This is a genomic window from Kluyvera sp., from assembly GCF_047971185.1.
In the GTDB taxonomy this organism is placed as follows: Bacteria; Pseudomonadota; Gammaproteobacteria; order Enterobacterales; family Enterobacteriaceae; genus Kluyvera.
In genome coordinates this window covers 41,294-63,665 of sequence record NZ_JBKDZH010000092.1, presented here as the reverse complement: position 1 = coordinate 63,665, position 22,372 = coordinate 41,294, and the positions used below count along the sequence as shown (strand labels likewise).

Genomic DNA, 22,372 nt, shown 5'->3' with positions numbered 1-22,372 from the left:
CAGTATGTCAATATTCTCGAAACGCTGACGGTGGACTCACTGGTGAACGGCGAAGCGCAAACGCCTTATACCCAGATGCTGGTCAACGCCTGCCGCCAGTACACGCGCTAAATGGCGCGAGAGGTGGGGGCGTATTAAGCCTGTAGCCCGGCCGAGCGATGCGACGCCGGTTTTGACTCAGTGAATAATCCCGGCGTCGCTTCGCTCGGCCGGGCTACTCGAACTCTGGGAAATCATCACAATGGATAAAAAATCGTTTCGTCTTGCCCTCCCTATTGTCCTCTCAGCCTGTACCGCCTCCGCGCTGGCGGCGGAAACCGTTGACCTGCGCATGTCCTGGTGGGGCGGCAACGGCCGCCATCAGGTGACCTTAAAAGCGCTGGAAGCCTTCCATCAGCAAAACCCGGACATTAACGTTAAAGCCGAATACACCGGCTGGGACGGTCACACCTCACGCCTGACCACGCAGCTGGCGGGCGGCACCGAGCCGGATGTGATGCAGACCAACTGGAACTGGCTGACGCTGTTCTCCAAAGACGGCAACGGCTTTTACGATCTGAATAAAGTGAAAGATGAAATTGGCCTCGACCAGTTTACCGCCAAAGATCTTCAGCCGGTGACGGTGAAGGGCAAGCTGAACGGGATCCCGGTCGCCATGACCGCGCGCATCTTCTATTACAACGACCAGACGTGGAAAAAAGCGGGCTTAAGCTATCCGCAAAACTGGGACGAGCTGATGCACGCCGGGAAAACCTTCGAGAGCAAGCTCGGCAAACAGTACTATCCGGTGGCCCCGGAGAGCCTCGGCGTACTGGCGCTGCTCAATTCTTACATGGTGCAGAAGTACAACATTCCGGCCATCGACGAGCAGAGCAAAAAGTTCAGCTACAGCGACGCCCAGTGGGTGGAGTTTTTCCAGCTCTACAAGCAGCTTATCGACAATCACGTCATTCCAGACATGAAGTACTACGCTTCCTTCGGCAAGGGCAATATCTATGAGATGAAGCCGTGGATCGAGGGCGAGTGGGGCGGCGTGTACATGTGGAACACCGCCGTGACCAAATATTCCGATAACCTGAAACCGCCGGCGAAGCTGGAGCTGGGCGGCTACCCGATGCTGCCGGGCGCCACCGATGCGGGGCTGTTTATGAAGCCGTCGATGATGCTGTCGATTGGCAAAACCACCCAACATCCGCAGGCGGCGGCGAAGCTGATTAACTTCCTGCTCAATAGCAAAGAGGGGGTGACGCTGCTGGGGCTGGAGCGCGGCGTGCCGCTGAGCAACAGCGGCGCGGAGATCCTGACCGCCTCCGGCGTCATTAACGATAAAGACCCGTCGGTTGCCGGTATCAAGCTTGCCCTGTCGCTGCCGGCGAAGGTGGGCGTGTCGCCGTATCTCGAAGACCCGCAGTTGGTGCAGGAGTTTGACAGCGCGCTGCAGTCCATCGACTACGGTAAGAAAACCGTCGCCGAAGCGGCGGCGGATTTCAAGCATCAGTCGGAACGCATCTTAAAACGCGCGATGCGTTAACGTAGCAGCGGGCAGTCCGGTGGCAGGCGGCAGCGCAGCGCCGCCGGCAGAATTTCCATCCGGAACGAGGTCCCGCTTAGCGGCTCGCCGTCGAGGTTAAAGGTCATTTCATGCGGTGCGCTGACCTCAAACCACGGCGAGACGCTATCGACCAGATTCTCTTTACCGTCTTCGCTGGCGAGCGTATTCAACAGCGCGGGCAGCAGCTCCTCGCCGGTGAAAATCCGCAGATGCAGCAGCCCGTCATCGATCAGCGCCTCCGGGCAAAGCTGCTGTCCGCCGCCCGCCTGGCGACCGTTGCCGATGCCGATCACCAGCGCGTCGCCCTGCCAGCTGAAGTTCTCGCCGCGAATCTCGCAGCGGTCCGGCTTCAGGGTATCCATGCGCATCAGGCCGTGAATCAGGTACGACACGCCACCCAGCGCGGCCTTGAGTTTCTCCGGCGTTTCGGTGGTGATACGCGTGCCGAAGCCGCCCGTCGCCATATTAATAAAGCAGGTTTTATTGTTGACCTGGGCGATATCCACCGGCACGTCGCGACCGGCAATCGCCAGCTTGAGGGCATTGACCATATCGGCGGGAATATTGATGCTGGTGGCAAAATCGTTGGCGGTGCCCAGCGGCAGAATACCCAGCGCCGGTACCGGGCCGCTTTCACGCTGAATCAGCGCCGTGGCGATTTCGTTAATGGTGCCATCGCCGCCGCCGGCAATCACCGTCGCCACGTTCAGCCGTACCGCTTCTTCGACGTAGCGCACCGCGTCGCCTTTCTCCCAGGTGACGCGTACGTGAATCTCAACGCCTTCATCGCGCAACTGGTCCACCGCCTCGCGTAGTTCAGCGTTGTTGGCTCCTTTGCCGTTAAGTATCAATAAGCTTGCTGAAAAATCTGACATCCGTGGCGCCTCTTTTTGGGGGATGCAATGAGTGTAACAAAGGAAATGCGGGTGTGCTCGCTGCTCGAACTGTGCATCCACGATCGCAGTGATTGTATTTTAGAGTTATTGGGGTTATTTTTGTTCTATGAGTTTAGGTGGAGAGCTGGCATGGATAGCCGAAGGTTAATTGCGGAAATCAGGGCTGATGGTTGGGTGCTTATCAGAGTTAATGGTAGTCATCATCACTTTACGCATCCCACTAAGCCAGGTTTGGTCACCGTACCTCATCCCAAAAAGGAACTTCCGGTGGGTACGGTAAAAAGTATCAGAAAACAAGCAGGGATCTAACTCCTGCCGAGGTGAAGAGGCTAATCATGTTTTATCCAATAGCAATTGAAGCGGGTGATGACCAACATGCTTATGGAGTAGTTGTTCCCGATTTACCTGGCTGTTTTTCGGCAGGTGATACGCTAGATGAAGCCATCGTTAATGCAAAAGAGGCGATTACCGGCCATATAGAACTACTGGTTGAACTTGAGCAGGATATTCCAGCCGTTTCAACGGTGATGGAACTGGCAAAAAATCCGGAGTATTGCGGATATACCTGGGCGCTGGTGGAGATTGATATGACGCGCCTGCTGGGGGGCTCAGAAAAAATCAATGTCACGTTACCAAAATCGCTGATCGACAGAATCGATCGCTGCGTTGCGAGCCATCCGGAGTTTAAGAGTCGATCGGGTTTTTTAGCACAGGCGGCACTGGAAAGAGTGATTGCAACCAGAAGTAAACGTACCTGAGCCAATAACTGTCGTTTGAGGTGACGGTATGACAAAAAAATAAGCCCGTGTAAGGGAGATTACACGGGCTAAGGAGGTGGTTCCTAGGTACAGCTAGCATTTATGGGTTATGTTTTTCAGCGAAGGAATAGTATCGACAATTGATAATTCCGTCTGTGATCCATTTCTAAGAATCCTTGCTATTGAAAAACAATATAAATGTACTAGCCGTTATGCGGATTGCGAGTGGATTGTCCTGAGAAATTACGCATCAGCAGGCCATACTGCAGCGCCATATCTTCCGGCACGGGCAACCATACGGTGTGGCCGTCGCCCGGCGCGACCGGCATCACTTCGCCTTTGGCGTTTTCCATATGCTCGAGCGTGAAGTTGACGTTACCCTGCGGGGTCATCAGCTCAAGGCTATCGCCAATCAGGAATTTGTTTTTCACCGCCACCGCGGCCAGGTTGCCTTTACGCTCACCGGTGAATTCGCCGACAAACTGCTGGCGCTCGGAAACGGAATAGCCGTATTCGTAGTTCTGGTAGTCATCATGGGTATGGCGGCGCAGGAAGCCTTCGGTATAGCCGCGGTGCGCCAGGCCTTCCAGGGTTTCCAGCAGGGTGGTATCGAACGGTTTACCCGCCGCGGCGTCGTCGATAGCCTTGCGGTATACCTGTGCGGTACGCGCGCAGTAGTAGAAGGATTTGGTGCGGCCTTCAATTTTCAACGAGTGCACGCCCATCTGGGTCAGACGCTCAACGTGCGCGATAGCACGCAGGTCTTTCGAGTTCATGATGTAGGTGCCGTGCTCGTCTTCGAAGGCGGTCATATACTCGCCCGGACGCTTGGCTTCTTCAATCATAAACACCTGGTCGGTCGGCGCGCCGACGCCCAGCGTAGGCTCAACGTTTTGTACCGGAATCGGCTCGTATTTGTGGACGATATTGCCGACGTCGTCCTCTTTGCCTTCCTGCACGTTGTATTCCCAGCGGCAGGCGTTGGTGCAGGTGCCCTGGTTCGGGTCGCGCTTGTTGATGTAGCCAGAGAGCAGGCAGCGGCCGGAGTAGGCCATGCACAGCGCGCCGTGAACGAAGATTTCAATCTCCATATCCGGCACCTGGCTGCGAACTTCTTCAATTTCTTCCAGCGACAGTTCGCGGGAGAGGATCACGCGGGTCAGCCCCATCTGTTTCCAGAACTTCACCGTCGCCCAGTTCACGGCGTTTGCCTGAACGGACAGGTGAATGTCCATCTCCGGGAAGTTTTCGCGCACCAGCATAATCAGGCCTGGGTCAGACATAATCAGCGCATCCGGCCCCATATCCACCACCGGCTTCAGGTCACGAATAAACGTTTTCAGCTTGGCGTTATGCGGCGCGATGTTGACCACCACATAGAACTTTTTACCCAGCGCGTGGGCTTCGTTAATGCCGAGTTGCAGGTTTTCGTGATTGAATTCGTTGTTACGAACGCGCAGCGAGTAGCGCGGCTGGCCCGCGTAAACGGCATCGGCGCCGTAAGCGAAAGCGTAACGCATATTTTTCAGCGTTCCCGCCGGGGAAAGGAGTTCCGGTTTAAACATGATTTTCTCGTTCTGATGACAGGTCAGATTCGCCACACCTGATGCGGCGAGTTGGGGAGTGCCCCCACATTAAGGGCGGGCATTGTAGCGCTGCGGGGAGGCGAGGTAAAGCGCCGGGTCGCCACAGAGGGCAACCCGGCTAAGGATCTACCTATCAGGTATTATCTTTGACGGTTTCACTCGCGCCGTTGGTTTTCACCGATGCAATGCCCTTATCGCGCGACTGTTCGGTCGCGTACAGCTGGCTGCTGCCAATCACCTGATGATTGCCCGCCTTCAGGTTGAAGTGAAACTTGCCGTTAGCGGCGGTTTTCTTTTCATAATGCGCGTCCTGTGGGCTGTTGACGCGCACCGAGGCGATGCCTTTTTCCGCGGCGGCCCGGGTGGTGTACAGCTCGCTGGTGAGAATAATCTCGCCGTTTCCCGCCTTCAGCACAAATCGAAACTGATCGTCGCTGCTTTTACTTAATTCAAACCAACCCGCCATGGTGACTCCTTGATTAGATTAGTATCGTTGAACATATCGACTGACACTATCAGTATGGGAGAAATTGGCGAAGTTGCGAGCGGCGGGGGAGGCCGCTCGTAGGGATTACGCCATCCGGCAGGCGTCGGCTTCCCAGCGATAGCCCACGCCATAAACAGCGCGAATAAATGACTGGTCGGCGTCGAGCGATTCCAGCTTGCGGCGCAGGTTTTTAATATGGCTGTCGATGGTCCGGTCGGTCACCACGCGGTAGTCATCGTAGAGGTGATTCAGCAATTGTTCGCGGGAGAACACCTTGCCCGGCTCCTGCGACAGCGTCTTCAGCAGGCGGAATTCGGCGGGGGTGAGATCCAGCAGGCGATCGCGCCATGAGGCCTGAAAACGGTTTTCATCGACGATCAGCGGGCTTTGCTCGTCCAGCGCCTGCAGCTCGTGGCGCGGTTTGCAGCGGCGCAGAATGGTTTTCACACGCGCTACCACTTCCCGCGGGCTGTACGGCTTACAGATATAGTCGTCGGCACCGATCTCTAAGCCCAGCAGCCGGTTGATCTCTTCGATTTTGGCGGTCACCATGACTACCGGGACGTCGGAGAAGCGACGAATCTCGCGGCACAGGGTCAGGCCGTCGGTGCCCGGCAGCATCAGATCCAGCAGGATCAGATCCGGCGGCGTCTGATGCACGTACGGCAGCACTTTGTCGCCGTGGCTGATTAGCGTCGGCGCGTAGTGCGCGGCCAGTAAATAGTCGATGAGCAACTGCCCCAGCTTGGGTTCATCTTCCACGATCAGGATGCGTGGGGCGTTTTCATCAATCGGTAACTCGGTCATATTTCTCTCGGTATTACGCGTTCCAGCGGTAATTCTACTTTAATGCTAACCCCACCAAAAGGCGAATGTCCGACGCTAAGCCGCCCGCCGTGGGCGGTCACGATGTTGGCGCAAATGGCCAGACCCAGGCCGGAGCCGCCGCTGGCGCGGTTGCGGGAGCCTTCGGTGCGGTAAAAGCGTTCGCAGAGTCGGGCTAACTGGTCGTCGGTGACGCCGGGGCTGCTGTCGGCGAACTCCAGCACGATACTTTGCGCCAGCAGTTCGGTGCGAATCAGCACCTGGCCGCCGCTGTCGGTGTAGCGCAGGCTGTTTTCCAGCAGGTTGTTGAAGAGCTGCATCAGGCGGTCCGGGTCGCCAAATACGGTGGCGTTCTCCGCCAGCGCCAGATTGAGCGTTAACCCCCGGCTGGCGAGACGTTCGCGGAAGGCGTCGGCGGCAATCTCAATCAGGCCGATGATATCAACCGGCGCTTTCTGGTAGGCCAGCGCCCCTTCATCGGACATCGACAGCTGATGCAGGTCGTCCACCAGTTTGGTCAGCGTGGCGACTTCAGCCTGTAACGAGGTCACTGACTCCGGGGTGAATTTCCGCACGCCGTCCTGAATCGCCTCCAGCTCGCCGCGCAGCACCGCCAGCGGGGTGCGCAGCTCGTGGGAGATGTCGGCCATCAGGTCGCGGCGCATCTGCTGATTTTTTTCCAGCGTGCTGGCGAGCTGGTTGAAGTCCTGCGCCAGCCTGCCCAGTTCATCGCTGCTGCTGACCGGCACGCGGGTCGAAAAATCGCCCGCCGCCAGCTTGTGGGTACCTTCTACCAGCCGTCGTACCGGTGCAATCAGCCCGCGGGCCAGCGGGAAGGTCGCCAGCGCGGCCAGCAGGGTTGCCAGCCCGACGATAAGCCAGCTGGTGCGGCGCTGCTGCTGGTCAAAGTTGATATCGGTATTGCGGGTCAGCCGCTCAACCGGCGAGGCGATCACCGCGCCGACCTCCATGCCGTTGACGATAATCCCGCGCCGGGTGCCGTCGTGCGGCACCGCTTCACGCGGGCCGACCAGCACCCGCGCGTTTTGGTCAATCACCCAGAACTGCGTGCGCCAGCCGTGCGGCGGCATACCGCCGCGATCCGGGCCACGCTCGGGGCCGCCGTCCGGGCCGGGTGGCCCCGGCGGCTGGCGATCGTCGTTATTATCGTGCTCGAAGGAGCGCAGGATCTGGAAAATAAAACGATCGTTATTGCGTAAAAAGCGCCAGTTCCCATGCTGGGCGTACTGTTCCGCCAGCGCGTCGCTCAGCAGCTGTAGCCGCTGCTCGTTGCCACGCTTGATATAGTCAATAAAGCCGCGCTCAAAGCTAATACGCACGGCCCAGTGCATGCTGATCAGCAGCACGATACAGGTGGCTAAGATGGCGAGAAACAGTTTGCCGGAAATCCCCGGGCGCCATAATTTCACGGTCTACTCCTTCAGTTTGCGTCGGGCAATAACCACGTTTTTGCTGGTGTCGTCCGGCACGCGTGCGAAGACGAGAGCGGGAAGCGCAATAATGATGGCCATACAGAGATAGGTGTACATAAAGACGTGATGCGTCGCCTCGCTGCCGACGGCGATGTGCTGCTGGCCGAACATCCCCAGCAGGATCCCGGCGATGGTCACGCCGATACTCATCGACAGCTGCATGATCATCGACAGCAGGCTATTGCCGCTGCTGGCGAAGTCGTCCGGCAGGTCCTTCAGCGTCAGGGTGTTCATCGAGGAGAAACGGCTGGAGTTCACCATCCCCTGGATAAACAGCACTACCGGCAGGGCGTAGTACCAGCCCGCCAGCGCGGTAAACATAAACAGCAGGCTGATGACTGACAGCCCGAGGGTGGCAAACACCAGTACGTGGCGGTAGCCAAAGCGGTTCACTACCTGCACCACGATGCGCTTCATCCCCATGCTGCCCAGCACCATCGGGATCATCATCAGACCGGCGTGGAACGGGGTGAAGCCGAGGCCAATTTGCAGGAACACTGGCGTCATAAACGGTAGCATACCGCTGCCGATGCGGCCGGCGAAGCTGCCAGCCAGCCCGAGCGAAAAGGTGGGCGTGCGAAATAGCTTGAGGCTGAACAGCGCGCTGTCGTTGCCGCGGGCGTGCCACAGGTACATCAGAATTGCCGCCACGCCGACGGCCACCAGCGCGCCCATCATCAGCGGCGAAATGCCGAGGCCTTTCTGGCCGTCGAGGGCCAGCGTTAAGGTGGCCATGCCCAGCGCCAGCACTACGAAGCCGGAAATATCAAACTTCCGCGTCTGGACGGTGTAGTTGGGCATCAGCATCAGGGTGGCGATGCAGCCAATAATCCCGACCGGGATGTTGATCAGGAAAATCCAGTGCCAGGAGGCGTACTCCACCAGAATCCCGCCCAGCGCCGGGCCGAGCAGCGGCCCCACCTGTCCCGGCAGGGTGACAAAGGTCATCGCCGCCATATACTGCTCGCGGGGGACGATTTTCATCACCGTGAGCCTGCCGACGGGCACCATCATCGCGCCACCCACCCCCTGCAGCACGCGCGCCATAACCAGCTCATTCAGCGTGCTGGAGAGCGAGCAAAACAGCGAACCGAGGGTGAACAGCACAATGGCGGTGAAGAAGATATTGCGCACGCCGACGCGGTCGGCAAGCCAGCCGCTGGCGGGCAGCATGACGGCGACGGTCAGCACGTAGGAGACCACCACCATATGCATATGCAGCGGGCTCTCCCCCAGGCTTAACGCCATGGAGGGGAGGGCGGTGTTAACGATCGTGGTGTCCAGCGATTGCATAAAAAAGCCGAACGCCACGATCCAGAGTTGCCAGCGTACGTTGGCGGGTAGCTCAGTCATCGTTATTCAGTTACCGATTGTCGGGGTTGACGCGAAAAACGCAGACGCAGACGATCGAAGAACAGATAAACCACCGGCGTGGTGTAGAGGGTTAACAGCTGGCTCATTACCAGCCCCCCTACGATCGTAATCCCCAGCGGTTGACGCAGTTCGGAGCCATCGCCCCCCGAAATAACCAGCGGCAGCGCGCCAAACAGCGCCGCCAGCGTAGTCATCATGATCGGGCGAAAACGCAGCAGGCAGGCCTGGAATATGGCCTGTTCCGGCGGCAGATTGCCGTTACGCTGCGCTTCAAGGGCGAAGTCGACCATCATGATGGCGTTTTTCTTCACAATGCCAATTAATAGCATGATCCCGATTAAGGCGATTAGGCTGAATGGGGCATTGAACAGCTCCAGCGCCAGCAGCGCGCCGACCCCCGCCGACGGCAGCGTCGAGAGAATGGTCAGCGGATGCACGTAGCTTTCGTACAGGATCCCCAGCACGATATATACCGTGGCGATGGCGGCGATGATCAGGATAATCTGCGAGTTCATCGTCTCCTGGAACACCTGCGCGGTCCCGGCGAACGAGCCGCGCACCGTGCTCGGCACGCCAAGCTGGGTCATGGCGCGGTTAATCGCATCGCTGGCTTCCGACAGCGATTTACCAGTTGGCAGGTTGAAGGAGACGGTTGACGCCGCCGACAGCCCCTGGTGGTTCACCGACAGCGGCGCGTTGGAGGGCTGCCATTTGGCGAAGTAGGAGAGCGGAATGGCTTTGCCGTCGCTGTTAATCACGAACATTTTATCCAGCGCGCTGACGTCCTGGGTGTAGACCGGGTCGACCTGCATCACCACCTTGTACTGGTTAAGCGGCTGATAGATGGTGGAAATCTGTCGCTGACCGAAGGCGTTGTTGAGCAGGCTGTTGGCCGCCTCGACGTTAATGCCCAGCCGCGACATGGTTTCACGATCGTAGACCAGCGCCATTTCCGCGCCGTTGTCCTGCTGATCCGAGTTGACGTCCGCCAGTTCCGGCAGCGCCGCCAGCGCTTTGCGGATTTTCGGCTCCCACTCGCGCAGGGCGCTGAGGTCGTCCGACAGCAGCGTGTACTGGTAGCTGGCGTTCGACTGACGCCCGCCGACGCGGATATCCTGTACCGCCATTAAGAACAGATTGGCCCCCGGCTCTTTGGCCAGCTTGCTGCGCAGGCGGTCAATAATCTGCTGCGCCGACGCCTGGCGCACGTCGCGTGATTTGAGGGTGATAAACATCATCCCGCTGTTGACTCGCGAACCGCCGGTAAAGCCGGTGACGTTATCCACCGCCGGGTCTTCACGAATGATCTTCATAAAGTCCTGTAGCTTGCCGCGCATCGCCTGGAAGGAGATGCTCTGGTCGGCCTGGATGCCGCCCATCAGTACGCCGGTGTCCTGCTCCGGGAAGAAGGTTTTCGGAATTGAAATGTACAGCCAGATATTCAGCGCGATGGTGGCGAGGAACACTACCCCGACCAGCTTCGCGTGATTCAGCACCCAGCGCAGCGATTTGCCGTAGCCCTGCTGCATGGCGACCAGCAGACGCCCTAAACCTTTATTACGGGTTGGCGAATGCGGGCGGCTGGATTTCAGCATCCAGCCGCACATCATTGGCGTGAGGGTCAGCGAGACGGCGAGCGAAATGCCAATCGCCACCGACAGCGTTACCGCAAATTCGCGCAGCAGCCTGCCGGGCAGGCCGCCCATCAGCAGCAGCGGCAGGAACACCGCCACTAGCGACACGCTCATCGACAGCACGGTGAAACCCACCTCGCGGCTGCCTTGCAGCGCCGCCTGTAGCGGCTTCATCCCCGCCTCCAGATGGCGCGAGATATTCTCCAGCACCACGATGGCGTCATCGACCACAAAGCCGGTGGCGATGGTCAGCGCCATCAGCGACAGGTTGTTGAGGCTAAAGCCGCACAGGTACATGGCGGCGAAGGTGCCGATTAACGATACCGGCACCGCTACCGCCGGAATCAGCGTCGCGCGGCCGGAGCGCAGGAACAGGAACACCACCAGAATCACCAGCGCCACCGAGATCACCAGCGTTTGTTCGACCTCTTCCAGCGAGGCGCGGATGGTGGGCGAACGGTCCTGGGCGATTTGCAGGTCGATGGCCGCCGGAATGGTTTGCTGAAGCTCCGGCAGTTCGGCGCGGATGCGGTCAACCGTATCGATAATATTGGCTTCCGGCAGCTTGCGGATCATCAGCAGGATGGCCGGTTTAGCGTTGGTCATCCCGGCGTTACGCACGTCCTGCACCGAGTCACTCACCGTCGCCACGTCGCTCAGGCGCACCGCCGCGCCGTTGTTGTAGTGCACAATCAGCGGTTGATATTCGGCGGCCTTTTTCAGCTCGTCGTTGGTCTGCACCTGCCAGCGCTGGGCGCTATCTTCGATGGCCCCCTGCGGCTTGCGCACGTTGGCGTTGCTGATGGCGGTGCGTACCGCATCCAGCGATACGCCCTGGTTAAACAGCGCCTGCGGATTGAGGTCAACGCGCACGGCGGGCAGGGAGCTGCCGCCCACGTCAACGTCGCCCACGCCGTCAATCTGCGCGATGCTCTGCGCCAGCTGAGTGGAGGCGAAATCGTACAGCTCACCCTGCGAGTAGGTGTCCGAGGTCAGCGTCAGGATCATAATCGGCGCATCGGACGGGTTGGCTTTACGGTAGGTCGGGCGGCTGGGCATGCCGCTCGGCAGCAGGTTTTGCGCGGCGTTTATCGCCGCCTGCACGTCGCGCGCCGCGCCGTTGATATCGCGGTCGAAGTTGAATTCCAGAATGATACGCGTACTGCCCAGCGAGCTGCTGGAGGTCATCTCATTGACGCCGGCAATGCGCCCCAGCGAGCGCTCCAGCGGGGTCGCCACCGACGAGGCCATGGTCTCCGGCGAGGCGCCAGGCAGCGAGGCGCTGATCATAATTACCGGGAAATCTACCTGCGGCAGCGGCGCCACCGGCAGCAGCCGAAAACCGAGCACCCCGCACAGGGTAATGGCGATCGAAATCAGGATCGTCGCCACCGGGCGATAGATAAAGAGCGCAAAAAATTTCACTTACGCTTCCTCTTCACGGCGCGGGAACCGGCTTCTCAGGTACAGCGACAGACGGTCAAACAGCAGATAAATCACCGGCGTGGTGAACAGCGTCAGTACCTGGCTGACCAGCAGGCCACCCACCATGCCGATCCCCAGCGGGCGACGCAGTTCCGCGCCGACCCCGGTACTCAGCATCAGCGGCAGCGCGCCGAGCAGCGCCGCGAGCGTGGTCATCAGAATCGGGCGGAAACGCAGCAGGCAGGCCTGATAAATCGCTTCCCGCGGCGGCATGCCCTGCTCGCGCTCGGCGGCCAGCGCAAAGTCGATCATCATGATCGCGTTTTTCTTCACGATGCCGATCAGCAGGATAATGCCGATGATGGCGATCACGTCCAGCTCGTTACCGGCCAGCATCAGCGCCAGCAGCGCGCCGACGCCCGCCGTTGGCAGGGTAGACAGAATGGTGATCGGGTGGATAAAGCTTTCGTACAGCACGCCGAGCACGATGTACATCGCCACCACCGCCGCGACCACCAGCCAGATGGTGCTGCTGAGCGCCGACTGGAAGGCGAGGGTGCTGCCCTGGAACTCGGTGCGGATATCCGTCGGGAAGTTCAGCGTCTTCTCGCTATCCAGAATCGCCTGCACCGCGTCGCCCAGCGAGTAGTTATCCGGCACGTTGAACGAAATGGTGGTCACCGGGAACTGATCGAGGTGGTTAATCGACAGCGGCGCAAAGCGCTGCTCGACTTTGGCAATGGCGGTGAGCGGCACGATGCCGCCGTCGCTGCTGGTCAGGCGCACGTTATCCAGCGCCGCTAGCCCCGGCGTGGCGCGGGTATCATGCTCCAGCACCACGCGATACTGGTTGGCCTGGGTGTAGATGGTGGAAATCAGGCGCTGGCCGAAGGCGTTATACAGCGCGTTATCGACATCGGCCATCGAAATACCGAGGCGGCTGGCGCTATCGCGATCGACGTTAACGTAAGCCACCAGCCCTTTATCCTGCCAGTCGCTGCTGACGTCGGAAAGCTGCGGCAGCGCCTGGAGCTGGGTCATCAACTGCGGCACCCATTCGCTCAACGCGTCCAGCGAGTTGGCCTGCAGCGTAAACTGGTACTGGGTACGGCTGACGGTGGTATCGATGGTTAAGTCCTGCGTCGGCTGTAGATACAGTTCGATGCCGGGAATGCGGTCAACCGCCTGCTGCAGGCGGCTAATCACCGTCTGCACGCGATCGTCGCGTTCGTCGAGCGGCTTCAGGTTAATTTGTAAACGGGCGCTGTTGAGCGCCGGGTTGGTACCGTCGACGCCGACAAACGAGGTCAGGCTCTCTACCGCTGGGTCTTTCAGGATGGCGTCGGCCACCGTCTGCTGGCGCTGCGCCATGCTGGCGAACGACACCGACTGTGGCGCCTGAAGCGTGCCCTGAATAATGCCGTTGTCCTGAATCGGGAAGAAGCCTTTCGGAATGGCGATCCACAGGATCACCGACAGCGCCAGGGTGCCGAGCGCCACGCCCAGCGTCAGCCACGGATGGTTCAGCACGCGGGCCAGCATATGGCCATACCCGGCAATCACCCGGTCAAAGAAACGCTCGCTGGCGCGGGAGAAACGGTTCTGCTTACGCAGCGATTCGTGGCTGAGCATGCGGGCGCACATCATCGGCGTCAGGGTTAACGACACCACTGCTGAAATCAGTATCGCCACCGCGAGCGTCACGGCGAACTCGCGGAACAGACGGCCCACGATATCGCCCATAAACAGCAACGGGATCAGCACCGCGATCAGCGAGAAGGTCAGCGAGATGATGGTAAAGCCAATCTCGCCCGCGCCTTTCAGCGCCGCGGCCATCGGCTTTTCGCCTTTTTCGATATAGCGCGAAATGTTTTCGATCACCACGATGGCGTCATCGACCACGAAGCCGGTGGCGATGGTCAGCGCCATCAGCGTCAGGTTATTGATGGAAAAATCGAGGAACACCATCACCGCGAAGGTACCCACCAGCGACAGCGGCACGGCGACGCCGGGGATAATGGTTGCCGGGACGTTGCGCAGGAACAGGTAGATGATCATCACCACCAGCGCAATCGCCAGCATCAGCTCGAACTGGGTATCGGACACCGAGGCGCGAATGTTGGTAGTACGGTCGGAAAGCACCTCCACTTTGACCGACTTTGGCAGGCTTTCGGTCAGCTGCGGCAGCATCTGGCGGATGCTGTCGGCGGTCGAGATGATGTTCGCGCCAGGCTGGCGCTGGACGTTCATCACGATGGCCTGTTTTTTATTGGCCCACGCGCCAAGCCAGGCGTTTTCCGCACCTTGCTCGATGGTCGCGACGTCGCCCAAACGAATGGCCGCGCCGTTTTTATAGGCGATAATCAGCTGGCGGTACTCCTGCGCCGACTGCATCTGGTCGTTGGCGGAGAGCGTTACCGCCCGCGCCGGGCCGTCAAGGCTACCCTTCGCCGAGTTAACGTTAGCGCTGGTAATGGCGGTGCGAATATCTTCGCTGGTCAGCCCCAGCGCGGCAATGGCCTGGGCGTTGAGCTTCACGCGCACCGCCGGGCGCTGACCGCCCGCCAGGGTCACCAGACCGACGCCGGAGACCTGGGAAATTTTCTGCGCCACGCGGGTTTCGACCATATCTTCTACTTCGGTCATCGGCGTGGCGGACGAGGTGACGGCAAGGGTCATGATCGGCGGATCCGCCGGGTTGACCTTGCTGTAGACCGGCGGGTTAGGCAGATCGTTAGGCAGCAGGTTAGTGGCGGCGTTGATGGCGGCCTGGACTTCCTGCTCGGCGACGTCCAGCGGCAGCGTGAGCTGGAACTGGAGGGTGACCACCGACGCGCCGCCGGAGCTTTGCGACGACATTTGCTTGAGGCCGGACATCTGGCCGAACTGGCGTTCGAGCGGCGCGGTAATCGCCGAGGTAACCACGTCAGGGCTGGCACCCGGATAGAGCGTGACCACCTGAATGGTCGGGTAATCCACCTCCGGCAGCGCGGAGACGGGCAGAAAACGGTAGCCGATGATCCCGGCCAGCAAAATCGCCACCATCAGCAGCGTGGTGGCGACAGGGCGCATAATAAACAGGCGGGACGGGCCGCCTGTGTTGCTCGGCGGTAAAACTTGCATCAGCCGCGCGCTCCTTTATGGCCGGCCTGTCCCTCTGCGGCGGCCGGTTTATCCGTCGTCGCATCGGTCGCGTCGTGGGCGGTCACCACCTCCACTTTTGCCCCTTCGGTCAGGCGGTCGATACCGTCGGTGACCACGCGGTCGCCCGCGGAAAGCCCGGCGTCAATCACCACTCGCTGGCTGTCCTGAATCCCCGGCACCACGGTGTGCTTGCTGACCTTGTTCTCGCTGTTCAGCACCCACACGAAGTGGCCGTCGTTGCCCATTTGCAGCGCTGCGGTTGGAATAACAACGGCGTTCTGCTGGGTATCGACCAGCATCCGTGCGTTGACGAACTGGTTCGGGAACAGCGCGTCGTCCTGGTTATTAAAGCGCGCCTTCAGCTTGATGGTGCCGGTGGTGGCGTCGATCTGGTTATCGAGGCTCAGCAACGTGCCGTCGCTCAGCTTCTGTTTGTTGGTGCGATCCCACGCTTCAACCGCCAGCGTTTTACCGGCTTTCTGCGCGGCAACTACGGTGGCGATGTCGTTTTCCGGCAGGGTGAACACCAGGTCGATTGGGTGAGTCTGGGTCAGCACCACAATACCGGTGGTATCGCCGCTGGAAATCTGGTTGCCGATATCCACCTGTTTTAAGCCCACGCGGCCGTCAATCGGCGCGGTGATGCGGCTCCAGTCGAGCTGCAGCTGGGCGCTGGCGACGGCGGCCTGGTCGGCCTTGATGGTACCTTCGGTTTCGCTCACCAGCGACTGCTGGGTATCCAGCTCCTGGCGAGAGACAAGATTGGTTTTGACCAGCTGCTGATAGCGGGCTAAATCACGACGCGCGTTGGCGAGCGTGGCTTTATCCTTAGCCAGCTGCCCCTGCGCCTGCGCCAGCGCCACTTTAAACTGGCTGGGATCAATTTCCGCCAGCAGATCGCCGGCTTTGACCTGCTGGCCTTCCTGGAAGTGAATGGCCATCAGCTGGCCGTCGACGCGGCTACGCACCGTGACGGTATTGGCGGCGGTAATGGTGCCCAGCCCGCTGAGGTAGCGCGGCACCGCTTCGCTGGTGGCGGTAGCGGCCTGCACCGGTGCCAGCGCGCCGCCGAAGCGCCCGCCGTGGCGACCACCGCCGGCCCCCGGCGCGCCCGCCGGTTTAGCCGCAGTGGAACCCGAGGTGTCAGAATTGCTGCTAAAGTGCCAGATGCCGATCGCCCCTGCGACCACTACCAGCACGGCCAGCGCTACCCGCCAGCGAAACTTATGACTGCCTTTCATCGTTATACGTGTCTCGTCCTGAATCATTTCACGAAATGATACTAGTTTAGTAACGGAACGCTCAGGAAAAATGGAGGAAATATGAAACACGGAAGGAATCGTCCGAATCGCGTCAGCTTTACGCGCCGCCTCGCAATCCGTGGTGATGAAAAACCGCGCAGCAGCCGCATGTGCTACCGTCGGCGGCGTTTAGCAGGGCGCTAAAACAGGAAAGCCCCTCCTGACGAAGGGGCCTTTTATAAGGAAAGGGTTATGATGAAGTACCTCATCATACTGGTGATACTCTTAGCGATCAGCTTACCGGCTTACTAAGACACCAGGGGGAGGAGCAATCCTCCCTTACCCTCATTCCTTTACCATAGGTCGAAAAAACAGCAAAGTCAACGGCGAACCATCAGGCGAATACCACCTGCGCCCAGCGGGCCAGACCGGCGGTTACCGAGCCAAAATCGTCGCCGCCGGCAATCGGAATGCCGGGGAGCTGTTCGGCCAGCGCTTTCTTAATCAGCGGCGAGCGGGCGCTGCCGCCGGTTAAGTAGATGACGTCCGGCTTCTCACTGCTGTTTTCCAGCGCCAGCTGTACCTGCTCAAGAATGCGGGTCAGCGGCTGGTTCAGCGCCGCTTCCAGTCCGTCCTGGCTGATGGCGGTGGCCAGGCTATCGCTGATAAACGGCAGCGTGGTATCGATTTGTGCGCTTTCGGACAACGCAATTTTGCTCTCTTCCGCGCTACGTACCAGACGGTAGCTCAAGCGCTGCTGCCAGACCTTGTAGAGCAGGGCGACTTTTTCCGCATCGCGGGCGTCGCGCGCCAGGTCGCGCAGCAGGCGGCCGTTGGCCGAGCTGTAGAAGTCGGTTTGCGCCGGTACGTCGTTGATCGCCACCGCGTTCCACCATGGCAGAATCGGCAGGGCGATGCCTTTTTCCGTTTCGCCGCCCATGCCAAGCAGCGGCATCAGGCTCTTAAACGCCAGCGCGATGTCCAGATCGTTACCGCCTACGCGGCAGCCGCTGTGGCCGAGCAGGCTCTGCTCACGGTCGTGACGGGTCCGCCACTGCGGCCCCATCAGCAGCACCGAGCAGTCGGTGGTGCCGCCGCCGATGTCGACCACCAGCACGCGTTTTTCTTCGCTGAGGCTGGCTTCGAAATCCAGACCTGCCGCGACCGGTTCATACTGGAAAACCACGTCCTGAAAACCGGCGCGTTTGGCGGCGCGTTCAAGAATGCCTACCGCCTGCGCGTTGGCGTCGTCGCCGCCAAGGCCCTGGAAGTTAATCGGGCGGCCAATCACCGCTTGTTCAATGGTGTCCTGAAGCTGCGTCTGCGCCTGCTGGCGAATATGCAGCATCATCGAGCAGACCAGATCTTCGAATACGGCAACCTGCTGCGGCTTCAACCCGCTGGCACCCAGGAACGATTTGGGGGACTTAACGAAATACACCTCTTCCGGGTCGTCAATGTACTGCTTGAGCGACGCTAGGCCAAACTGCACGCTGTTGCCCAGCACGTCGATATCTTCGTCGCGGTTATAGTTCATCGCCCGGCGCAGCAGCGCCTGCGTTTCATCGCCGGTCGCCGGTACCTGATGATGGCGGTACAGCCACTCGCTGACCGCTTCGCGGGTAGGGGCCGACAGCATCGACGGCAGCAGGGTGCTGCCATTCTCCATCATCAGCATGCGCGGTGCGCCATCCTGCATCACGGCGACCGAGCAGTTCGCCGTCCCGTAGTCAAAACCAATAAACACGTCAATCATCCCCATGCCAGTGAAGAAAAGGGGGCGACTTTAGCGGAATGTGGAGATGGCGGCAACTGGAATATGAAAGCAAGGTTTTTGCCGCGATTAACCGCTATGCTGTAACACGCTACCGGTTGTCTACGATAAGGATAAAGGATGTTTGAGCTGCCCTGGCTGCCGCCGTACGACTGGCGCTGGATGTTCGGTTTTCTACAGGCGCGTGCCGTTGCTGGCATCGAGTATTTTCATGATGAAAGCTACACCCGCAGCTGGGGCCTCGGTCCGCATCATGGGCTGATCACCATGACGCCGGATCCCGCCCGCCAGGTGCTGCGGGTGACGCTTTCCGCCGGGCTGCTGCCGGTGGCGGATGAGGCGCTGGCGAGGGTCACGAAGCTGCTGGACCTGCGCTGCGACCCGCTACACATTCAGCGCTCGCTGGGCGAGCTGGCGGCGGCAAAGCCGGGGCTACGGCTGCCCGGCGCGCTGGATGCGTTTGAACAGGGCGTGCGGGCGATTCTCGGCCAGTTGGTGAGCGTGGCGATGGCCGCGAAGCTGACCGGAAAAGTGGTGGCGCTGTACGGCGAACCGCTGGCGCAGGATACCGGTTTTACGCTTTTTCCCACCGCCGAACGGCTGGCGGCAGGCGACCCGGTCGCGCTTAAGGCGTTGGGCATGCCGCTGAAGCGAGCCGAGGCGTTAATTCATTTTGCCCAGGCGACGGTGAGCGGCGAACTGCCGCAAACCCTCCCGGACGACGTGGATTTGGCGCTGAAGGCGTTGCAGCAGTATCCCGGCATCGGGCGCTGGACGGCGAACTACTTTGCGCTGCGCGCCTGGCAGGCAAAAGATATCTTTCTGCCGGATGACTATCTGATCAAGCAGCGTTTCCCGGGCATGACGCCCGCGCAGATCCGCCGTTATGCCGAACGCTGGCAGCCCTGGCGGTCCTATGCGTTATTGCATATCTGGCATACCGACGACTGGTCGCCGAAGTGATGCACCTGAGCGTAAACCGTGACGACACCGCGGCCGTGATTTTTGGAGGCATAGCAGGCGGAGTCGGCCTGCACCAGCACTTCCGCCAGCTGCGCGTTGTGTTCGTGAATCATCGTCAGCCCTGCGCTAGCGCCGATGCGGTGTCGTCGACCAGCCCAGATAAACTCATAATGCTTAATGGCATCAACGACGCGTTCGGTCGCATTCAGCGCCTGTTCGGTGGTGCAGTGGCGCAGAATAAAGCCAAACTCATCGCCGCCGAGCCGTGCCAGAATATCGCTGGGCCGCAGCTGCGAGCGCATCAGCGTGGCAATCTCATGCAGCAGGGCATCGCCTGCGGCGTGCCCGGCGCTGTCGTTAACCGCTTTAAAGAAGTCGAGGTCGAGCATCACCAGCGCGTGTGACTGGTGGCCGCCCGGCAGCGTCTTCAGCAGCTCTTTCAGCTGGCTTTCAAAACTGGTGCGATTCGGTAGCCCGGTGAGCGCGTCGTGGCTGGCGTTATAGCTCAACTGACGCAACAGTCTGCGGGATTCCGTCACATCCTGGATCACCAGTACAAAACCGATATGTTTGCCTTCCTGGGGGCTGAGCGGCGTCATGCTGTGGTGAATATCAAAGTTCACGCCATAGCGGCTGTGCAGCACTTTATTCAGTTCGATATCGCTATCCAGATTTTCATCGCTGTACAGGTTTTCCAGCCGCGGGCCGTTATCACCGAAAGTAATGTGCAGAATATCGCTTAGCGGTTGACCCTGCGCGTCCGCCTGCAGCCAGCCGCTAAGCCGTTCGGCCACCGGGTTCATAAAGATAATTCGCTGCTGGCTGTCGGTGCTGATCACCGCTTCCCGAATCGAGTCGAGGGTGATATGCAGGCGCTCTTTTTCCTGGAACAGCGCTTCGTTAGCGTGGGTTATTTCAGCCATTAGCTGCTTATTAGCCTCACGGCTCTTTTTCAGATCGTTAATATCTTCAATTTGCTTAATAAAATAGAGCGGCGAGCCGTCGTTGTGGCGCACCAGCGAGACCGCCAGCAGCGCCCATACCGCTTCGCCGCTGCGGGTACGGTAACGCAGCTCGAGCGAATAGCTTTCGATCTCGCCGCGGACCAGACGGTCGAGCTGGGCGAGATCCTCAGGCAAATCCTCATGCCAGGTGACCTGCTGGAAGGTCATCTGGTGCAGTTCCTGTTGGCTATAGCCAAGGAACTGGCTGAGCGCTTTATTAACCTGTAACCACTGGCCGTAAGTGTCGACGACCGCCATGCCAATGGCGGAATATTCCATCGCGTTACGAAAACGGGTTTCGCTTTCGGCGATATGGCGACGTTCGCTGTGCACGGCATACATCGCCACGCTCATCACGCCGACGGGGAGCAGAACCATCAGGAACGGCAGCCCCGGTAAATTGTTTAGCCGATAGTTGCTGAGCGTGGTCTCAATCATTCCCTGCACCAGAGGGTGCTGCGCCGAGAAGGTCAGCACCGTCATAATGGTCAACAGTGAAATAAGGAAAGACTCAATTCTGGGCAGGCGTACCGCGCTCCAGATCAACAGCACCATGATGCAGGTAAAGGGCCACGGGATATAGAGCATCGACACCACGCTCAGTACCAGCGTCACGAGCCCGGTCAGCAGCGTGGAGACCAGCCATTTTCGATGATAAGCCCGACGGAACAGGGGGGCGGGAAGGAGAAGCCCCAGCGGCACCATCGCCAGCGCGCCGGAGGCTTCCGCTAGCGTCCAGACCAGCAGCGTTTGCCATGCGCTCTCGCCAGGCTCGCCGATACCAATGATAACGCCACCCACCAGCGGCGGCAGCAGCGCGCAGGCGATGGCCATGCGGGTCCAGTCGTGCAGGTTTTTCAACGGATTGGCGAACGCCAGCCAGCGGCGCAGCAGCCCGGCGCCGATCAGCGCCTCGACCAGATTGAGCACCGGGTAACACAGCGCCAGTGAAGCGGGGCTATAAACGGCGGTTGCGGTGATAATTCCGACCAGGCAGGCGATAGCAATGCCCGGCCACATCGCGCCGTGAAAGCGATAAAACGCCGCGGTCATCATGGCGGTGGGAAACCAGACCGGCGCGAGTTTGTTGGTCGCATGGGTCAGCGATAGCGAGAACAGGGTAAACAGAAACGTCAGCAGGCCGAGGCACACCAGGATCTGTAGCGAAGAGCGTCGCGAGGAGGGGACGAGCGGGATATGGCGATTTTCTTTATTCATTACCACTGTTTTCCGGTGACAGCATTTCACCGGCCAGGCTGAGATAAGCGACTATTATGCAACAACATTGTCCCTCGGTATTGGATCTGTGCCACTCATTGACAATAATCATCAATTCGTAATACGTATCATCGTTGACGCATCCTTCGCTGCCCGCAGGCCGCGGGGTTTGGTGTTTGTGGCGGCGTATTGATGCTTTCGACTGGTATCGCTGACATGAAATCCCTATAATTGCCGCGTTTGGCGCTGATACACGTGACGATTCAGAACGTTTCCTCTTGAATACTATTGTCTATTACGTGCCGTCCTTCCTATCATCCAGGTTAATCGGGTCGCAAAATTTATGACTGATAAGTCTCATCAGTGCGTCATTGTAGGCATCGCCGGCGCATCGGCTTCAGGTAAAAGTCTTATTGCTAGTACGCTGTATCGCGAGCTGCGCGAGCAGGTAGGCGATGAGCACATCGGTGTTATTCCTGAAGATAGCTATTACAAAGACCAAAGTCATCTGTCCATGGAAGATCGGGTTAAAACCAACTACGACCACCCGAACGCTATGGACCACAGCCTGCTGTTCCAGCATCTGCAAATGCTGAAAGGCGGCACTCCTATTGAACTCCCCGTTTATAGCTACGTCGAACACACCCGCATGCAGGAAACGATTCGCATAGAACCGAAGAAAGTGATTATCCTTGAAGGGATCCTGCTGCTGACCGATGCGCGCCTGCGCGAAGCGATGAACTTCTCCATTTTCGTTGATACTCCGCTGGATATCTGCCTGATGCGACGTATCAAGCGTGACGTGAACGAACGCGGCCGTTCGATGGATTCGGTGATGGCGCAGTACCAGAAAACGGTACGCCCGATGTTCCTGCAATTCATTGAACCGTCCAAGCAGTACGCCGACATCATCGTGCCGCGCGGCGGCAAAAACCGTATCGCCATCGATATTCTGAAAGCGAAAATTAGCCAGTTTTTTGAATAACTCACGCGAATTG

The 22,372-nt window shown here is 59.3% G+C and carries 18 protein-coding genes and 1 pseudogene; 8 read left to right on the top strand and 11 right to left on the bottom strand.

Annotated features, from left to right (window positions below; translation table 11 throughout):
• A pseudogene (locus ACK5JN_RS19850) lies at positions 1-111 on the top strand (ABC transporter ATP-binding protein); the annotation flags it as partial.
• A gap of 130 nt (positions 112-241) precedes the next feature.
• A complete protein-coding gene (locus ACK5JN_RS19845; RefSeq protein ID WP_416871723.1) occupies positions 242-1,531 on the top strand; it encodes an ABC transporter substrate-binding protein in 1,290 nt (429 codons plus the stop codon).
• On the opposite strand, the gene yegS is transcribed toward ACK5JN_RS19845, so the two are convergent.
• Positions 1,528-2,427, bottom strand: a complete 900-nt coding sequence (gene yegS, locus ACK5JN_RS19840) for a lipid kinase YegS (RefSeq protein ID WP_416871722.1) — start codon at positions 2,425-2,427, stop codon at positions 1,528-1,530. The two genes, ACK5JN_RS19845 and yegS, sit on opposite strands and share 4 nt — an antisense overlap.
• Before the next feature lie 150 nt (positions 2,428-2,577).
• Between yegS and ACK5JN_RS19835 the strand changes: the two genes are divergently transcribed.
• Positions 2,578-2,757: a type II toxin-antitoxin system HicA family toxin gene (locus tag ACK5JN_RS19835; RefSeq protein ID WP_416871729.1), complete on the top strand. Its 180-nt coding sequence runs from the start codon at positions 2,578-2,580 to the stop codon at positions 2,755-2,757.
• 26 nt (positions 2,758-2,783) lie between these two features.
• Positions 2,784-3,206 carry a type II toxin-antitoxin system HicB family antitoxin gene (locus ACK5JN_RS19830; protein ID WP_416871721.1) on the top strand — a complete coding sequence of 141 codons (423 nt, stop codon included), beginning with the start codon at positions 2,784-2,786 and terminating at the stop codon, positions 3,204-3,206.
• A 203-nt stretch (positions 3,207-3,409) separates the two neighbouring features.
• Here ACK5JN_RS19830 and yegQ read toward each other — a convergent pair whose 3' ends face one another.
• The 8 genes from yegQ to ACK5JN_RS19790 form a co-directional block, all read right to left on the bottom strand.
• Positions 3,410-4,771 carry a tRNA 5-hydroxyuridine modification protein YegQ gene (gene yegQ, locus ACK5JN_RS19825; RefSeq protein WP_416871720.1) on the bottom strand — a complete coding sequence of 454 codons (1,362 nt, stop codon included), beginning with the start codon at positions 4,769-4,771 and terminating at the stop codon, positions 3,410-3,412.
• A 154-nt stretch (positions 4,772-4,925) separates the two neighbouring features.
• Positions 4,926-5,258, bottom strand: a complete 333-nt coding sequence (locus ACK5JN_RS19820) for a YegP family protein (RefSeq protein WP_416871719.1) — start codon at positions 5,256-5,258, stop codon at positions 4,926-4,928.
• 105 nt (positions 5,259-5,363) lie between these two features.
• Positions 5,364-6,086 carry a two-component system response regulator BaeR gene (gene baeR, locus ACK5JN_RS19815; protein ID WP_416871718.1) on the bottom strand — a complete coding sequence of 241 codons (723 nt, stop codon included), beginning with the start codon at positions 6,084-6,086 and terminating at the stop codon, positions 5,364-5,366.
• Positions 6,083-7,534, bottom strand: coding sequence for a two-component system sensor histidine kinase BaeS (gene baeS, locus ACK5JN_RS19810; RefSeq protein WP_416871717.1), 1,452 nt, complete (start codon positions 7,532-7,534; stop codon positions 6,083-6,085). The genes baeR and baeS overlap by 4 nt, the downstream gene beginning before the upstream one ends.
• A 3-nt stretch (positions 7,535-7,537) precedes the next feature.
• Positions 7,538-8,950, bottom strand: coding sequence for an MFS transporter (locus tag ACK5JN_RS19805; protein WP_416871716.1), 1,413 nt, complete (start codon positions 8,948-8,950; stop codon positions 7,538-7,540).
• Positions 8,951-8,952: 2 nt separating this feature from the next.
• Positions 8,953-12,030, bottom strand: a complete 3,078-nt coding sequence (gene mdtC, locus ACK5JN_RS19800; protein WP_416871715.1) for a multidrug efflux RND transporter permease subunit MdtC — start codon at positions 12,028-12,030, stop codon at positions 8,953-8,955.
• The gene (locus ACK5JN_RS19795) at positions 12,031-15,153 is read right to left on the bottom strand and encodes an MdtB/MuxB family multidrug efflux RND transporter permease subunit (protein ID WP_416871714.1); all 3,123 of its coding nucleotides are present in this window, start codon (positions 15,151-15,153) and stop codon (positions 12,031-12,033) included.
• Positions 15,153-16,415: an MdtA/MuxA family multidrug efflux RND transporter periplasmic adaptor subunit gene (locus tag ACK5JN_RS19790; RefSeq protein ID WP_416871713.1), complete on the bottom strand. Its 1,263-nt coding sequence runs from the start codon at positions 16,413-16,415 to the stop codon at positions 15,153-15,155. Before ACK5JN_RS19790 ends, ACK5JN_RS19795 begins: the two co-directional genes overlap by 1 nt.
• An 81-nt stretch (positions 16,416-16,496) precedes the next feature.
• Between ACK5JN_RS19790 and ACK5JN_RS19785 the strand changes: the two genes are divergently transcribed.
• Positions 16,497-16,619, top strand: coding sequence for a hypothetical protein (locus tag ACK5JN_RS19785; protein ID WP_416871712.1), 123 nt, complete (start codon positions 16,497-16,499; stop codon positions 16,617-16,619).
• A 48-nt stretch (positions 16,620-16,667) separates the two neighbouring features.
• Complete coding sequence (locus ACK5JN_RS19780; RefSeq protein ID WP_416871728.1) at positions 16,668-16,727, top strand: type I toxin-antitoxin system Ibs family toxin; 60 nt, start codon at positions 16,668-16,670, stop codon at positions 16,725-16,727.
• Positions 16,728-16,809: 82 nt separating this feature from the next.
• Here ACK5JN_RS19780 and yegD read toward each other — a convergent pair whose 3' ends face one another.
• Positions 16,810-18,162 (bottom strand): molecular chaperone, encoded by a 1,353-nt coding sequence (gene yegD, locus ACK5JN_RS19775; protein ID WP_416871727.1) that lies wholly within the window; start codon positions 18,160-18,162, stop codon positions 16,810-16,812.
• Between the two features lie 147 nt (positions 18,163-18,309).
• On the opposite strand from yegD, the gene alkA reads away from it, so the two are divergent.
• Positions 18,310-19,152 (top strand): DNA-3-methyladenine glycosylase 2, encoded by an 843-nt coding sequence (alkA, locus tag ACK5JN_RS19770; protein ID WP_416871711.1) that lies wholly within the window; start codon positions 18,310-18,312, stop codon positions 19,150-19,152.
• On the opposite strand, the gene ACK5JN_RS19765 is transcribed toward alkA, so the two are convergent.
• Positions 19,104-21,374 carry a diguanylate cyclase domain-containing protein gene (locus ACK5JN_RS19765; protein WP_416871710.1) on the bottom strand — a complete coding sequence of 757 codons (2,271 nt, stop codon included), beginning with the start codon at positions 21,372-21,374 and terminating at the stop codon, positions 19,104-19,106. The genes alkA and ACK5JN_RS19765 overlap by 49 nt on opposite strands.
• A 343-nt stretch (positions 21,375-21,717) precedes the next feature.
• Between ACK5JN_RS19765 and udk the strand changes: the two genes are divergently transcribed.
• Positions 21,718-22,359 carry a uridine kinase gene (gene udk, locus ACK5JN_RS19760; protein WP_416871709.1) on the top strand — a complete coding sequence of 214 codons (642 nt, stop codon included), beginning with the start codon at positions 21,718-21,720 and terminating at the stop codon, positions 22,357-22,359.
• Positions 22,360-22,372 lie beyond the last annotated feature (13 nt).